The sequence below is a fragment of the Enterobacter soli ATCC BAA-2102 genome, assembly GCF_001654845.1.
In the GTDB taxonomy this organism is placed as follows: Bacteria; Pseudomonadota; Gammaproteobacteria; order Enterobacterales; family Enterobacteriaceae; genus Enterobacter; species Enterobacter soli.
Genome location: NZ_LXES01000048.1, coordinates 12,170 through 26,077 on the forward strand (window position 1 = coordinate 12,170; position 13,908 = coordinate 26,077).

Here is a 13,908-nt window from a genome sequence, read left to right on the forward strand (position 1 = left end):
GAAAAACATCAAGGCATCTCTGGTGGGGTGATCCCAAAATGATTCCACGCCCGCACCGTCGCCATGCGTCCACGCGGGGTGCGCTGTAAAAAGCCCTGCTGGATAAGATACGGCTCCAGCACATCTTCAATTGTCTCACGCTCTTCACCGATCGCCGCCGCCAGGTTATCCAGCCCGACCGGGCCACCAAAGAACTTGTCCAGCACCGCCAGCAGCAGCTTGCGGTCCATGTAGTCAAAACCTTCGGCATCCACGTTCAGCATGTCCAGCGCCTGTGCGGCAATATCTGCCGAGATGCTGCCATCATGCTTCACCTCAGCGAAGTCACGCACGCGGCGCAGCAGGCGGTTGGCGATACGCGGTGTGCCCCGAGAGCGTTTTGCCACTTCAAATGCTCCTTCCTCGCTCATCTCCAGCCCCATGTAACGTGCACTACGGCTGACAATATGCTGAAGATCAGGCACCTGATAAAACTCAAGACGCTGCACGATGCCGAAGCGGTCACGCAGTGGTGATGTTAACGAACCGGCGCGGGTTGTGGCGCCAATCAACGTAAACGGCGGCAGGTCGATTTTGATGGAGCGCGCAGCCGGACCTTCACCAATCATGATATCCAGCTGGTAGTCTTCCATCGCAGGATAGAGCACCTCTTCCACTACCGGGGACAGACGGTGGATCTCATCAATGAACAGCACATCATGCGGTTCAAGGTTGGTCAGCATCGCCGCCAGGTCGCCAGCTTTCTCCAGCACCGGACCGGAAGTGGTGCGCAGGTTTACACCCATTTCATTGGCAACGATATTTGCCAGCGTGGTTTTACCTAGCCCCGGCGGGCCAAAAATTAGCAGATGATCGAGGGCATCGCCACGCAGTTTTGCCGCCTGGATGAAGATCTCCATCTGAGAACGTACCTGCGGCTGGCCAATGTACTCATCAAGCAGCTTCGGGCGGATCGCGCGATCCACCACATCATCTGCCTGAATAGTGCCTGCCGATACCAGGCGGTCTGCTTCAATCATCCTTTACCTCACAATGCAGCGCGCAGCGCTTCACGAATCAGGGTTTCACTGCTGGCATCCGGTTTGGCGATTTTGCTCACCATACGGCTGGCCTCCTGAGGTTTATAGCCCAGCGCTACCAGAGCAGCAACCGCTTCCTGCTCAGCATCATCAGCCGTTGGCGCACCCGGCGATGTCAACACCAGGTCTGCCGCTGGCGTAAACAGATCGCCGTGCAGGCCTTTAAAGCGGTCTTTCATTTCCACAATCAGGCGCTCTGCGGTCTTCTTGCCGATGCCAGGCAGTTTAATCAGCGCGACCGGATCTTCGCGCTCGACGGCATTCACAAACTGCTGTGCAGACATGCCGGATAAAATCGCCAGTGCCAGTTTTGGCCCGACGCCGTTGGTTTTAATCAGCTCGCGGAACAGGGTGCGTTCCTGCTTGTTATTAAAACCATACAGCAGCTGCGCATCTTCACGCACAACGAACTGGGTGAAGACAATCGCTTCTTTGCCCGCGTCAGGAAGTTCATAGAAACAGGTCATTGGCATATGGACTTCATAGCCTACGCCTCCCGCTTCGAGCAGCACTAACGGGGGTTGTTTTTCAATGATGATGCCTCTGAGTCTGCCTATCACGTGACGCTCCTGCGTTCTGGAAGAGTTAACTGCGGGTATAATAAAAAAAGGCTGGATAAACATCCAGCCTCATTTGTCATTATCGTAACCTGCCTCGCGCCAGATTGAGCCGCGAATCGCTCACTTGCATCGCGTTCTGGCTGACATGACAGTGGGTTATGGCGATTGCCAGCGCATCGGCGGCATCGGCCTGTGGGTTTGCGGGGAGCTTCAACAGCGTGCGCACCATGTGCTGCACCTGGCTTTTCTCCGCGCCACCATTCCCTACCACCGTCTGCTTAACCTGTCTTGCTGCGTATTCGAACACCGGAAGATCCTGGTTTACGGCCGCAACAATCGCCACGCCGCGCGCCTGGCCAAGCTTCAGCGCCGAATCGGCGTTTTTCGCCATAAAGACCTGCTCGATAGCAAAATAGTCAGGCTGAAACTGGGTGATAATCTCTGACACACCTGCGTAGATTAACTTAAGACGTGACGGTAGATCGTCTACTTTGGTGCGAATACAGCCACTGCCCAGGTAGGTTAACTGGCGTCCAACCTGGCGGATAACGCCATAACCGGTGACGCGTGAGCCGGGGTCAATCCCGAGGATAATCGACATCACGCGCCTCCTGTAAACGGTTTAAACGCTCTCATCAGAGAGTCGCTGCAACCTCATCAGAGATTTCACCGTTGTGGTACACTTCCTGCACATCGTCGCAATCTTCGAGCATGTCGATCAGACGCAGCAGTTTAGGCGCAGTTTCTGCGTCCATGTCCGCTTTGGTTGACGGGATCATAGACACTTCAGCGTTGTCTGCTTTCAGACCCGCCGCTTCCAGCGCATCACGCACCGCACCCATTTCTTCCCATGCGGTGTACACGTCGATAGCACCGTCATCGAAGGTCACAACGTCTTCAGCACCGGCTTCCAGCGCCGCTTCCATGATCACATCTTCGTCGCCTTTCTCGAAAGAAATCACGCCTTTTTTGCTGAACAGGTAAGCGACGGAGCCATCAGTACCCAGGTTGCCACCGGTTTTGGTGAACGCGTGGCGCACTTCGGCAACGGTACGGTTACGGTTGTCAGAAAGACACTCTACCATGACCGCAGTACCGCCAGGGCCGTAACCTTCATAAATGATGGTTTCCATGTTCGCGTCGTCGTCACCGCCCACGCCACGTGCGATTGCACGGTTCAGGGTGTCACGCGTCATGTTGTTAGACAGTGCTTTATCAATCGCCGCACGCAGACGTGGGTTAGAACCCGCATCGCCGCCGCCCAGACGTGCTGCTGTTACCAGCTCACGAATGATTTTGGTAAAGATCTTACCGCGTTTAGCATCCTGTGCCGCTTTGCGGTGCTTGGTGTTGGCCCACTTACTATGACCTGCCATAGAAATATCCTCGAAAATCGCGCCTTCTCAGGCAGCGTTAATTACAAATTCTTCAATCGCCTGCCGGTTGCTCCACGACTTGGTCAGTGCGGCGGCATCCACCGCATCCACCCAGCGGTAGCTCAGGTGCTCAGTGAACACGATCTCCCGTTCATGGGGGAGCGCGAGACAGAACCACGATTCCGTATTGCGCTCGATATCCGGAGCATAGCGATGACGTAAATGGCTAAAAATTTCAAACTCCACCGTGCGCTGACAGTCCTTCAGGGTCAGTTGCTCGCAAGCAACATCAATGGCGACCTCTTCCTTTACTTCGCGCGCGGCGGCCTGCGGCGCAGTTTCACCCTCTTCCAGGCTGCCGGTAACCGACTGCCAGAAATCAGGATCGTCGCGCCGCTGCAACATCAGCACCCGCTTCGTGTCCTGGGCATAAATGACAACTAAGACAGAAACGGGGAGCTTATATGTCATATCAGTTTTTCTCTTCCTTTTTCACCACGTCGATGCCCAGCTCAGCCAGTGAGGCCGGGTTGGCAAAGCTTGGTGCTTCCGTCATCAGACACGCCGCGGCGGTCGTTTTCGGGAAGGCGATAACATCACGGATGTTGTCGGTACCGGTCAGCAGCATGGTCAGACGGTCAAGACCGAATGCCAGACCCGCGTGCGGAGGCGTGCCGTATTTCAGGGCATCCAGCAGGAAGCCGAACTTCTCGCGCTGCTCTTGCTCGTTAATGCCCAGAATACCGAATACGGTCTGCTGCATTTCGCCGTTGTGAATACGTACGGAACCGCCGCCCACTTCGTAGCCGTTGATCACCATGTCGTAGGCGTTCGCCACAGCATCTTCCGGTGCTGCTTTCAGCTCTGCCGCGCTCATGTCTTTTGGCGAGGTGAACGGGTGGTGCATCGCCGTCAGGCCGCCTTCACCGTCGTCTTCAAACATCGGGAAGTCGATAACCCAGAGCGGTGCCCATTTGGTTTCGTCGGTCAGGTTCAGGTCTTTGCCCAGCTTCAGACGCAGCGCGCCCATTGCATCGGCAACGACTTTTTTGTTGTCTGCACCGAAGAAGATCATGTCGCCGTCCTGTGCGCCAGTGCGCTCAAGGATGGCTTCAACGATCTCTGCGTTCAGGAATTTAGCGACCGGGCTGGTAATGCCTTCCAGACCTTTTGCACGCTCGGTAACCTTAATATAGGCCAGACCTTTCGCACCGTAGATCTTGATGAAGTTGCCGTAATCGTCAATCTGCTTACGGCTCAGGCTTGCGCCACCTGGTACACGCAGGGCAGCAACGCGGCCTTTCGGATCGTTAGCCGGGCCTGAGAACACCGCAAACTCAACGGCTTTCACCAGGTCTGCCACGTCCACCAGCTCCATCGGATTACGCAGATCTGGTTTATCAGAACCGTAGCGACGCTCGGCTTCGGCGAAGGTCATGATTGGGAAATCGCCCAGCTCAACGCCTTTCACGTCGTTCCACAGGCTACGTACCAGCGCTTCCATCACTTCACGCACCTGCTCGGCGGTCATGAAGGAGGTTTCTACGTCGATCTGGGTAAATTCTGGCTGACGGTCAGCACGCAGGTCTTCGTCACGGAAGCACTTAACAATCTGGTAGTAACGGTCGAAGCCGGACATCATCAGCAGCTGTTTGAACAGCTGTGGTGACTGCGGCAGCGCGTAGAATTTGCCTTTATGAACACGGGACGGGACCAGATAATCGCGCGCGCCTTCTGGCGTGGCTTTGGTCAGCATCGGGGTTTCGATATCGAGGAAACCGTGGTCGTCCATAAAGCGGCGCACCAGGCTTGTGATCTTCGCGCGCGTTTTCAGGCGCTGAGCCATTTCCGGGCGACGCAGATCAAGATAGCGGTACTTCAGACGCGCTTCTTCGGTGTTGACGTGGTTGGAGTCCAGCGGCAGCGCTTCTGCACGGTTGATGATAACCAGGTCAGACGCCAGCACTTCGATTGCGCCGGTCGCCATGTCTGCGTTGATATTTTTCTCGTCACGCGCACGAACGGTGCCGGTGACCTGAATGCAGAACTCATTACGCAGCTCAGAAGCCAGTTTCAACGCCTCGGCGCGATCTGGATCGAAGAACACCTGAACGATACCTTCGCGGTCGCGCATATCGATGAAGATAAGGCTACCAAGATCACGACGACGGTTGACCCAACCACACAGGGTAACCTGCTGCCCGACGTGGGACTGACGCAGCTGCCCGCAATATTCTGTACGCATGAGATATCCCTTAATTAGCCGCAGGCTGTTTGTCGCCTTTAAATCAGGCTACGTTGTCGCAGCTTTAACTGTATGTCACAACTGGATGAAAAAAGGCGGCTATTATACTGGAAATTCCGCCCGACGATAAGAGAGAAGCGCGGCCTGAGGCACGTTTGCTGCACTCTTATTGCGTATTCTCACAAAAATTAACAAAATTATCCGCCCGGTAACAGGCCGGAACATCGTAAGGTGTAGCCGAAGCGATTAATTTGACTGGAGTTACTATGTTTACACTCGATGCCGCCAAAACCGCCCTTGTGGTGATTGATTTACAGGAAGGGATCCTGCCATTTGCCGGTGGCCCGCACACCGCTGACGACGTGGTCAGCCGTGCCGCCCGTCTGGCGGAAAAATGCCGCGCCAGTGGCGCGCCTGTTGTCATGGTGCGTGTCGGCTGGTCTGCGGATTTCGCCGAAGCGTTAAAACAGCCAGTCGATGCCCAGGCCGCAGGACATGCGCTGCCGGAAAACTGGTGGACATATCCGGTATCACTCGGCAAACGCGACAGCGATATCGAAGTCACTAAACGCCAGTGGGGCGCATTCTATGGCACCGACCTGGAATTACAGCTGCGTCGCCGCGGAATCGACACCATCATTCTGTGCGGGATTTCCACCAATATTGGCGTGGAATCCACCGCCCGTAACGCATGGGAGCTGGGCTTTAATCTGGTCATCGTGGAAGATGCGTGCAGCGCAGGCTCTGCGGAACAACACCAGGGAAGCATGACCAACATCTTCCCGCGTATCGGCCGTGTGCGCAGCACCGATGAGGTGTTAAGCGCCCTATGATGTATGTGGGCCTGCCCCAGTGGTCGCACCCGAAATGGGTGCGCCTTGGGATAACCAGCCTCGAAGAGTATGCCCGGCACTTTAACTGCGTGGAGGGCAATACCACCCTGTATGCCCTTCCCCGAGCAGAGATCGTCGAGCGCTGGCGAGAGCAAACCAGCGATGATTTCCGCTTCTGCTTTAAGTTTCCGGCAACCATCAGCCATACCGCGGCATTGCGTAACTGTGGTGATTTAACCGCTGAATTTTTTGACCGGATGTCGCCGCTGGCAAATCGTATCGGCCAGTACTGGCTCCAGCTTCCTGCGGCATTTGGCCCGCGCGACATGCCTGCCCTGTGGCAATTTCTCGATGCCCTGCCCCGGGAATTTACCTACGGCGTTGAAGTGCGCCATCCCGATTTTTTTGCCAAAGGCGAGGCTGAAAAAGCCCTCAATCGCGGTCTGCATGAACGCGCGGTTAACCGCGTGATCCTCGACAGCCGCCCGGTGCATAGAGCCATTGCGCATAACGACGCCATTATTGACGCGCAGCGTAAGAAACCGAAAGTACCCGTTCATGCCGTGGTGACGGCAAGCAACCCGATGGTTCGCTTTATCGGCAGCGATAACATGCAGCAAAATCAGGACATGTTCGCCGTCTGGCTGCAAACCCTGCCGAAATGGGAACAGACCACAACCCCGTTCCTGTTTTTGCATACGCCTGATATCGCCCAGGCTCCTGAACTGGTCGATGCACTCTGGCAGGCCTTGCAGAATGCGGTTCCGTCCGTAGGCAACGCGCCCTCTATCCCACAACAATCTTCTCTTTTCTGATATCACCCCCTATCATATAGACGTGCCATCTGCCAAAAACAGGGAGTTTGTATGGTCAGCGCGCTTTATGCGGTCTTAGGTGCATTACTGCTGATTAAGTTTTCGTTTGATGTTGTGCGCCTCAGAATGCAGTACCGCGTGTCCTACGGTGACGGTGGTTTTTCCGAGCTGCATAGCGCGATCCGCGTCCACGGTAATGCGGTTGAATACATCCCCGTTGCGCTGATATTGCTGCTGTTTATGGAGATGAACGGCGCACAAACCTGGATGGTCCACATCTGTGGCTTGCTGCTGATTGCAGGCCGGTTAATGCATTATTACGGCTTTCACCACCGCTTGTTCCGCTGGCGTCGTTCCGGTATGAGCGCAACCTGGTGTTCGCTTTTGCTGATGGTGCTGGCTAACCTTTGGTATATGCCGTGGGAGTTGGTTTTCTCCTTCCATTAGCGCACAATACGCCACTTTATTTTTCCCGGATTTTTACGTTATGTCTGATCGCGACACGCTTTTTTCCGCGCCTATCGCCAGTCTGGGCGACTGGACCTTTGATGAACGGGTAGCCGAAGTCTTCCCTGACATGATCCAGCGCTCTGTACCTGGTTACTCCAATATTGTCTCCATGATCGGGATGCTGGCTGAACGTTTTGTTCAACCCGGCACGCAGGTCTATGATCTGGGGTGTTCGCTTGGCGCATCAACGCTGTCGGTTCGTCGTAACGTTCGTCAGGAAGGCTGTAAAATCATCGCTGTTGATAATTCTCCGGCCATGGTCGAACGCTGCCGTCGCCATATAGACGCGTATAAAGCCCCAACGCCGGTTGAGGTTGTGGAAGGCGATATCCGCGATATCGACATTCAGAACGCCTCAATGGTGGTCCTGAATTTCACCCTTCAGTTCCTGGTGCCGGAAGATCGCCAACTGCTGCTGGACAAGATTTATAAGGGCCTGAACCCGGGCGGTGCGCTGGTGTTATCCGAGAAATTCAGTTTCGAGGATGCCGATGTGGGCGAACTGCTGTTTAACATGCACCACGACTTTAAACGGGCGAACGGCTATAGCGAGCTGGAGATCAGCCAGAAGCGCAGTATGCTTGAAAACGTCATGCTGACGGATTCCGTTGAAACCCACAAAGCGCGTCTGCGCAAAGCCGGATTTGAGCACAGCGAACTGTGGTTCCAGTGCTTCAACTTTGGCTCTCTGGTGGCGCTGAAAGCCGGGGACGCGGCATGATCGAGTTCGGTAATTTCTATCAGTTGATTGCCAAAAATCACCTTTCCCACTGGCTGGAAACACTGCCTGCGCAAATCGCCACCTGGCAGCGCGATCAGCAGCACGGTCTGTTAAAGCAGTGGTCGAATGCGGTGGAGTTTTTGCCAGAACTGACGCCTCATCGTCTTGATTTGCTGCATAGCGTAACGGCCGAAAGCGCAGAGCCACTCTCCGCTGGCCAGACGAACCGCATTGAAACACTGATGCGTAACCTGATGCCGTGGCGCAAAGGGCCGTTTTCGCTTTACGGCGTGAACATCAACACTGAATGGCGTTCAGACTGGAAATGGGATCGCGTTCTGCCCCATCTGTCTGACCTCAGCGGGCGCACCATTCTGGATGTGGGCTGCGGCAGCGGTTACCACATGTGGCGCATGATTGGCGCAGGCGCGCATCTGGCGGTCGGCATCGACCCTATGCAGTTGTTCCTGTGTCAGTTTGAAGCCGTGCGTAAATTACTCGGCAATGACCAGCGTGCGCATCTGCTGCCGCTGGGTATTGAGCAATTACCGGCGCTGAAAGCCTTTGATACCGTGTTCTCCATGGGCGTGCTTTATCACCGTCGTTCCCCGCTTGAGCATCTGTGGCAGCTGAAAGATCAGCTGGTCAGCGGTGGTGAGCTGGTACTGGAAACGCTGGTTATAGAAGGTGATGAGAATGCCGTTCTGGTGCCTGGCGACCGCTACGCGCAGATGCGCAACGTATACTTTATTCCTTCCGCGCTGGCGCTGAAAAACTGGCTTGAGAAATGCGGTTTTGTCGATGTGCGTATTGCCGATGTAAGCGTGACCTCAATCGAGGAGCAGCGCCGTACAGACTGGATGATTACCGAATCGCTGGAGCAGTTCCTCGACCCGGCAGACCACAGTAAAACGATTGAAGGCTATCCGGCACCGATGCGTGCAGTGTTGATTGCGACGAAGCCGTAGTCTTTTAGCCGGGTGGCGGCTGCGCCTTACCCGGCCTACGCGTCGCACGTTTTCTCCAAAATAGTTCAAGTTGCAGCAAGGCGGCAACGCAGCGAATCCCCGGGAGCTTACATCAGTAAGTGACCGGGGTGAGCGAGGCAGCCAACGCGGCTGCGGCTTGAAATATGAAGGAGAAAAAAAGGCCCCTGTTTAATTGGCAGGGGCCTGGTACAAGCAAGCATCATATTGGGCGACATGATGCGCGGTAAAAATCGGTACGTTGCTACACGTGATGACGTTCAATCAGCGATTTCATTACCGCAACCGACTCTCCATCTACACCGTAGCGTGAATACTCATCCGCTTCAGCATCCGTCGACATTGACAACCCTGTATTGCGATAACGCATAGGTGAAGGCATCCACTTGCCTGCTGAGCTATGAAGCTCTTCTACCCCTGCGTTTAAAAACAGATTCAGATTGCTGGCGCGAACTCCTGCGCCTGCCATTATTTTTAGAACACCGGAATGTGCTTTTAGTTCCGTAATTAATTGCAGTCCTTTTTCTGCGGACGACTGCTGACCCGATGTCAGGATACGCGCAACTCCCAGTTCGTCCAGATTATCAAAGGCTTGCATCGGGTTCTTACACATGTCAAACGCACGATGAAAAGTGACTGCCAGCCCTTTTGCTACATCCATGACCTGCCGCATCCGCGGCATATCGACATTGCCGTCTTCATCAAGCAGGCCGATAACCAGCCCCGGGAATCCCAGGTCGCGAACGAGGGCGATATCTTCCAGCATGGCACTGAATTCACCCTCCGTGTAACAAAAATCACCGCCACGCGGACGAATGATCGGATGAACAGGAATGGAAACCGCCTGACGAGCCGATTTCAGCACCCCATAAGAGGGTGTTAACCCCCCTTCTTTCGGTGCCGCGCACAGTTCAATGCGATCGGCCCCCTGTTGTTGTGCGGTCACGGCACACTCCACGCTGTAACAACAAATCTCCAGCAGCGCCATTCAATCCTCCTTAAAGATCCACGAAACACACCATCATGACACGCCTGCCGCGGTGCGTCCTGGCGTGAGCTCACAAGTCTTACACTCAGGCTTCGCTGGCAACAATCTGTTCAATCGTCCACGGATGAAACTTCACCGTAACCTGCCCGTCCGTCACGGCAAGCGTCGGGTTTGGCAGGCGCTCGCGCTCCCCTTTTGGTGAGCTGGTTTTCACGAAGATACCCGGCTTGCTTAACCCGTCGTCAGACAACAGAGCCAGTGCGCGCGCGTTAAGGGTTTCAGGCTCGCCCGGCAGCACAATTTCGATGTGTTCCCAGCCTTCATGCGGATATCGTTTTTCACCCGGCCACGGCAGCTCAACCACGCTGAATTGCCAGTGGGCAACGCAAACCGGTTCATGCAGCTTAAACAGGCAAATTGGACGTCCGTTAATGATGTTTTCTGACAGCAGTTCCCCGCACTGCTCAAACCCACGACGCCAGCGCTCGGCGGTGGCATTCTGGTGGCAGCGCAGTGAAATGTGATCGGCCTCAAGCGGCGCAATATCCAGACCAAGACGGGTGGCAAGTTCTGTGAACGCCTGGGTGAAACGCGGGAGATCGGCTGAAATATCATGCAGTTCGTCAATGGATTGCCAGTTCGCCATAAAATCTTCTCTCAATGTGTCGCAAAGCCGCTAATTTACTCTGTTGCCTCGTTTCTACCAACCGCAGCGTTGCGGTTTTTACGACTGCATGATTATGCACACTGCCTTAGCCTGGATTCTGTACAATCAAAGGCCCCCGCAATGCTGACGCCAGAAGGCATTTGCAGTATACTCCCGCCCTAAATTCTTAAACTGGCGCGGATGTGTTGAGTCCGCATCAAAAATGTAAGGTATCCAGGTGAATATTCAGGCTCTTCTCTCAGAAAAAGTCAGTCAGGCACTGATTGCCGCAGGCGCACCTGCGGATTGCGAACCGCAGGTTCGTCAGTCAGCAAAAGTACAGTTTGGCGACTATCAGGCTAATGGCGTGATGGCAGTGGCTAAAAAACTGGGAATGCCGCCGCGACAACTCGCTGAGCAGGTGCTGACTCATCTGGATCTCGCTGGTATTGCCAGCAAAACGGAAATCGCTGGCCCGGGCTTTATCAATATCTTCCTTGACCCGGCATTCCTGGCAAGCAACGTTGACGCGGCGCTGAAGTCCGACCGTCTGGGTGTAACCCAGCCAAAAGCACAGACCATCGTGATTGACTACTCTGCGCCAAACGTGGCGAAAGAGATGCACGTCGGTCACCTGCGCTCCACCATCATTGGTGATGCGTCCGTACGCACGCTGGAGTTCCTCGGTCACAACGTTATCCGTGCGAACCACGTGGGTGACTGGGGTACGCAGTTCGGGATGCTGATTGCTTACCTGGAAAAACAGCAGCAGGAAAATGCAGGCGAAATGGCGCTAGCGGACCTGGAAGGTTTCTACCGCGAAGCGAAAAAACACTACGACGAAGATGAAGTCTTCGCCGAACGTGCGCGTAGCTACGTGGTGAAATTACAGGGCGGCGACGCGTACTTCCTCGAGATGTGGCGCAAACTGGTAGACATCACCATGTCCCAGAACCAGTTAACCTATAACCGTCTGAACGTGACCCTGACCCGTGATGATGTGATGGGTGAAAGCCTGTACAACCCAATGCTGCCAGGCATTGTGGCCGATCTTAAAGCTAAAGGTCTGGCAGTAGAGAGCGAAGGCGCAACGGTGGTGTTCCTTGATGAGTACAAAAACAAGGAAGGCGAACCGATGGGCGTGATCATCCAGAAAAAGGATGGCGGCTATCTGTACACCACCACCGATATTGCCTGCGCGAAATACCGTTACGAAACCCTTCATGCCGATCGCGTGCTGTACTACATCGATTCCCGTCAGCACCAGCACCTGATGCAGGCGTGGACGATTGTGCGCAAAGCGGGCTACGTGCCTGATTCTGTTCCGCTGGAACACCACATGTTCGGGATGATGCTCGGCAAAGACGGTAAACCGTTCAAAACCCGCGCTGGCGGCACGGTAAAACTGGCTGACCTGCTGGATGAAGCGCTGGAACGCGCCCGTCGTCTGGTGGCAGAGAAGAACCCGGATATGCCAGCTGACGAACTGGAAAAACTGGCTAACGCGGTCGGTATTGGTGCCGTGAAATACGCGGATCTGTCCAAGAACCGTACTACCGACTACGTGTTCGACTGGGATAACATGCTGGCATTCGAAGGCAACACTGCGCCGTACATGCAGTATGCCTACACCCGCGTGTTGTCTGTGTTCCGTAAAGCGAATATCGACGAAAGCGTACTGGCCAATGCCGCGGTTCAGATTAGCGAAGATCGTGAAGCCCAGCTGGCAGCCCGCCTGCTGCAATTCGAAGAGACGCTGTCCGTCGTTGCACGCGATGGCACTCCGCACGTGATGTGTGCGTATCTGTACGACCTGGCGGGTCTGTTCTCTGGCTTCTACGAACACTGCCCTATCCTGTCGGCAGAAAATGAAGCGGTGCGCAACAGCCGCCTGAAGCTGGCGCAGTTGACGGCGAAGACCCTGAAACTGGGTCTGGATACCCTGGGTATCGAAACCGTAGAGCGTATGTAAAAAAGAAACCCGGCGAGCGCCGGGTTTTTTATTATCAGAAGTACTTCCGCAAATATTCCGTTAAACACAATATTGCCATCGCCTGTCCGTACGGCATCGATGTCAGCGGGATCTGACGATAAAACTCCAGGTCGCTGCCCATCCCCGTACCGAATGACGTTTGCAGTAACTCCCCTTCCGGCGAAATATTTTTCACAATACCACGAATCGCTTTGTCGGCAACTTCTGCATACTCCGCCCCGACATAGCGCTTACGCACCGCTTTCAGAATACCGTAGGCAAAGCCTGCCGTAGCCGATGCTTCAAGATACGAGTTCGGATCGTCAAGCAGCGTGTGCCACAGGCCGCTGTCATCCTGACACTTCGCCAGGGCCGCAATCTGCGCATTCAGAACCTGGACCAGATAACGCCGTACGGCGTTGTTTTCCGGCAGATCCACAAGCTCGAGGAAATCCGGGATGACAATAGTCAGCCAGCTGTTGCCGCGCGCCCAACGGGCATTGGCAAAGTTATGGTTTCCTTCGTAGTTCCAGCCGTGGAACCACAGCCCGGTTTCTCTGTCCATCAGGTTCTGCACGTGCAGCAGGAACTGATACACCGCTTCTTCAACGTATTCAGGCTTGTTCAGCAACTTGCCGATTTTCGCCAGCGGCAGAACCGTCATCATCAGTGTGTCATCCCACATCTGCTGATGGTTCTCTTCAGCCAGTGTGATGTGTTGCATCCCGCCGTGATCGGTGCGCGGCATCTCGTTCATCGCCCATTCCGCCCAGCTTTCCAGCCACGGCAACCAGGCCGGATTTTTCGTCTCTTCGTAGCGATAAGCCAGGGTCAAAAAAGGTGACATGGTATTGACGTTTTTGGTGGTCGCCCCTTCCGCGAAGCGGTCGGTAAACCAGCTATCAATAATGTCACGCATCGCCTCGTCGCCGGTCTGGCAGTAGTACTGCCAGATACCGTATAAACCGACGCCATGCGTCCACTCCCATCCCGCCCAGCCTTTGGTGTCGATCACGCGCCCGTCGTCCAGTCGCAGCAAAAATTCGCCCGTTTTATCGTGAATGTTCACCAGATTATGCGTCACTTTCTGAATCAGTGATTTCAGTTCATCTCTGGCGATAAAACGCTCTGGCTGACGCAGTAACGGACTCTGTTTGACAGGCCAAACTTTCATAAT

Annotated in this window: 15 protein-coding genes; 6 read left to right on the top strand and 9 right to left on the bottom strand. The window is 54.8% G+C overall.

The annotated features are described in order from the left end of the window. Positions 1-8 precede the first annotated feature (8 nt). The 6 genes from ruvB to aspS all read right to left on the bottom strand — a co-directional run bounded on the left by ruvB (position 9) and on the right by aspS (position 5,260). A complete protein-coding gene (gene ruvB / locus M987_RS18820) occupies positions 9-1,019 on the bottom strand; it encodes a Holliday junction branch migration DNA helicase RuvB (RefSeq protein ID WP_014070690.1) in 1,011 nt (336 codons plus the stop codon). Positions 1,020-1,027: 8 nt separating this feature from the next. Next, positions 1,028-1,639 (bottom strand): Holliday junction branch migration protein RuvA, encoded by a 612-nt coding sequence (gene ruvA, locus M987_RS18825; RefSeq protein ID WP_014070691.1) that lies wholly within the window; start codon positions 1,637-1,639, stop codon positions 1,028-1,030. Between the two features lie 79 nt (positions 1,640-1,718). After that, entirely contained in the window at positions 1,719-2,240 is a 522-nt protein-coding gene (ruvC, locus tag M987_RS18830; RefSeq protein ID WP_014070692.1) for a crossover junction endodeoxyribonuclease RuvC, read from the bottom strand. Positions 2,241-2,274: 34 nt separating this feature from the next. After that, positions 2,275-3,015 (bottom strand): YebC/PmpR family DNA-binding transcriptional regulator, encoded by a 741-nt coding sequence (locus tag M987_RS18835; protein ID WP_014070693.1) that lies wholly within the window; start codon positions 3,013-3,015, stop codon positions 2,275-2,277. Between the two features lie 27 nt (positions 3,016-3,042). Continuing rightward, positions 3,043-3,486 (bottom strand): dihydroneopterin triphosphate diphosphatase, encoded by a 444-nt coding sequence (nudB, locus tag M987_RS18840; RefSeq protein WP_014070694.1) that lies wholly within the window; start codon positions 3,484-3,486, stop codon positions 3,043-3,045. A gap of 1 nt (position 3,487) precedes the next feature. Continuing rightward, the gene (gene aspS, locus M987_RS18845; protein ID WP_014070695.1) at positions 3,488-5,260 is read right to left on the bottom strand and encodes an aspartate--tRNA ligase; all 1,773 of its coding nucleotides are present in this window, start codon (positions 5,258-5,260) and stop codon (positions 3,488-3,490) included. Positions 5,261-5,526: 266 nt separating this feature from the next. Between aspS and M987_RS18850 the strand changes: the two genes are divergently transcribed. From M987_RS18850 to cmoB, 5 genes are read left to right on the top strand one after another with little or no spacing between them, the layout of a single operon-like run. Further along, positions 5,527-6,093: a hydrolase gene (locus M987_RS18850; protein ID WP_014070696.1), complete on the top strand. Its 567-nt coding sequence runs from the start codon at positions 5,527-5,529 to the stop codon at positions 6,091-6,093. After that, complete coding sequence (locus tag M987_RS18855; protein ID WP_014070697.1) at positions 6,090-6,908, top strand: DUF72 domain-containing protein; 819 nt, start codon at positions 6,090-6,092, stop codon at positions 6,906-6,908. Before M987_RS18850 ends, M987_RS18855 begins: the two co-directional genes overlap by 4 nt. A 51-nt stretch (positions 6,909-6,959) precedes the next feature. After that, positions 6,960-7,355 carry an MAPEG family protein gene (locus M987_RS18860; RefSeq protein ID WP_014070698.1) on the top strand — a complete coding sequence of 132 codons (396 nt, stop codon included), beginning with the start codon at positions 6,960-6,962 and terminating at the stop codon, positions 7,353-7,355. 40 nt (positions 7,356-7,395) lie between these two features. After that, positions 7,396-8,139 (top strand): carboxy-S-adenosyl-L-methionine synthase CmoA, encoded by a 744-nt coding sequence (gene cmoA, locus M987_RS18865; protein ID WP_014070699.1) that lies wholly within the window; start codon positions 7,396-7,398, stop codon positions 8,137-8,139. Further along, a complete protein-coding gene (cmoB, locus tag M987_RS18870; RefSeq protein ID WP_014070700.1) occupies positions 8,136-9,107 on the top strand; it encodes a tRNA 5-methoxyuridine(34)/uridine 5-oxyacetic acid(34) synthase CmoB in 972 nt (323 codons plus the stop codon). The genes cmoA and cmoB overlap by 4 nt, the downstream gene beginning before the upstream one ends. Before the next feature lie 262 nt (positions 9,108-9,369). Here the strand turns inward: cmoB and cutC are convergent, their stop codons facing one another. Both cutC and M987_RS18880 read right to left on the bottom strand, forming a co-directional pair. Beyond that, positions 9,370-10,113: a copper homeostasis protein CutC gene (gene cutC / locus M987_RS18875; protein ID WP_014070701.1), complete on the bottom strand. Its 744-nt coding sequence runs from the start codon at positions 10,111-10,113 to the stop codon at positions 9,370-9,372. An 85-nt stretch (positions 10,114-10,198) separates the two neighbouring features. Beyond that, positions 10,199-10,759 carry a VOC family protein gene (locus M987_RS18880; RefSeq protein ID WP_014070702.1) on the bottom strand — a complete coding sequence of 187 codons (561 nt, stop codon included), beginning with the start codon at positions 10,757-10,759 and terminating at the stop codon, positions 10,199-10,201. 238 nt (positions 10,760-10,997) lie between these two features. On the opposite strand from M987_RS18880, the gene argS reads away from it, so the two are divergent. After that, positions 10,998-12,731, top strand: a complete 1,734-nt coding sequence (gene argS, locus M987_RS18885) for an arginine--tRNA ligase (protein ID WP_014070703.1) — start codon at positions 10,998-11,000, stop codon at positions 12,729-12,731. A gap of 34 nt (positions 12,732-12,765) precedes the next feature. On the opposite strand, the gene bglB is transcribed toward argS, so the two are convergent. Continuing rightward, entirely contained in the window at positions 12,766-13,905 is a 1,140-nt protein-coding gene (gene bglB, locus M987_RS18890) for a beta-galactosidase BglB (protein WP_014070704.1), read from the bottom strand. Positions 13,906-13,908: the final 3 nt, after the last annotated feature.

Coding starts and splice junctions, on each gene's coding strand:
- ruvB (WP_014070690.1), bottom strand. CDS start 1,019: ATGATTGAAGCAGACCGCCTGGTATCGGCAGGCACTATTCAGGCAGAT.
- ruvC (WP_014070692.1), bottom strand. CDS start 2,240: ATGTCGATTATCCTCGGGATTGACCCCGGCTCACGCGTCACCGGTTAT.
- M987_RS18835 (WP_014070693.1), bottom strand. CDS start 3,015: ATGGCAGGTCATAGTAAGTGGGCCAACACCAAGCACCGCAAAGCGGCA.
- nudB (WP_014070694.1), bottom strand. CDS start 3,486: ATGACATATAAGCTCCCCGTTTCTGTCTTAGTTGTCATTTATGCCCAG.
- aspS (WP_014070695.1), bottom strand. CDS start 5,260: ATGCGTACAGAATATTGCGGGCAGCTGCGTCAGTCCCACGTCGGGCAG.
- M987_RS18850 (WP_014070696.1), top strand. CDS start 5,527: ATGTTTACACTCGATGCCGCCAAAACCGCCCTTGTGGTGATTGATTTA.
- M987_RS18855 (WP_014070697.1), top strand. CDS start 6,090: ATGATGTATGTGGGCCTGCCCCAGTGGTCGCACCCGAAATGGGTGCGC.
- M987_RS18860 (WP_014070698.1), top strand. CDS start 6,960: ATGGTCAGCGCGCTTTATGCGGTCTTAGGTGCATTACTGCTGATTAAG.
- cmoA (WP_014070699.1), top strand. CDS start 7,396: ATGTCTGATCGCGACACGCTTTTTTCCGCGCCTATCGCCAGTCTGGGC.
- cmoB (WP_014070700.1), top strand. CDS start 8,136: ATGATCGAGTTCGGTAATTTCTATCAGTTGATTGCCAAAAATCACCTT.
- cutC (WP_014070701.1), bottom strand. CDS start 10,113: ATGGCGCTGCTGGAGATTTGTTGTTACAGCGTGGAGTGTGCCGTGACC.
- M987_RS18880 (WP_014070702.1), bottom strand. CDS start 10,759: ATGGCGAACTGGCAATCCATTGACGAACTGCATGATATTTCAGCCGAT.
- bglB (WP_014070704.1), bottom strand. CDS start 13,905: ATGAAAGTTTGGCCTGTCAAACAGAGTCCGTTACTGCGTCAGCCAGAG.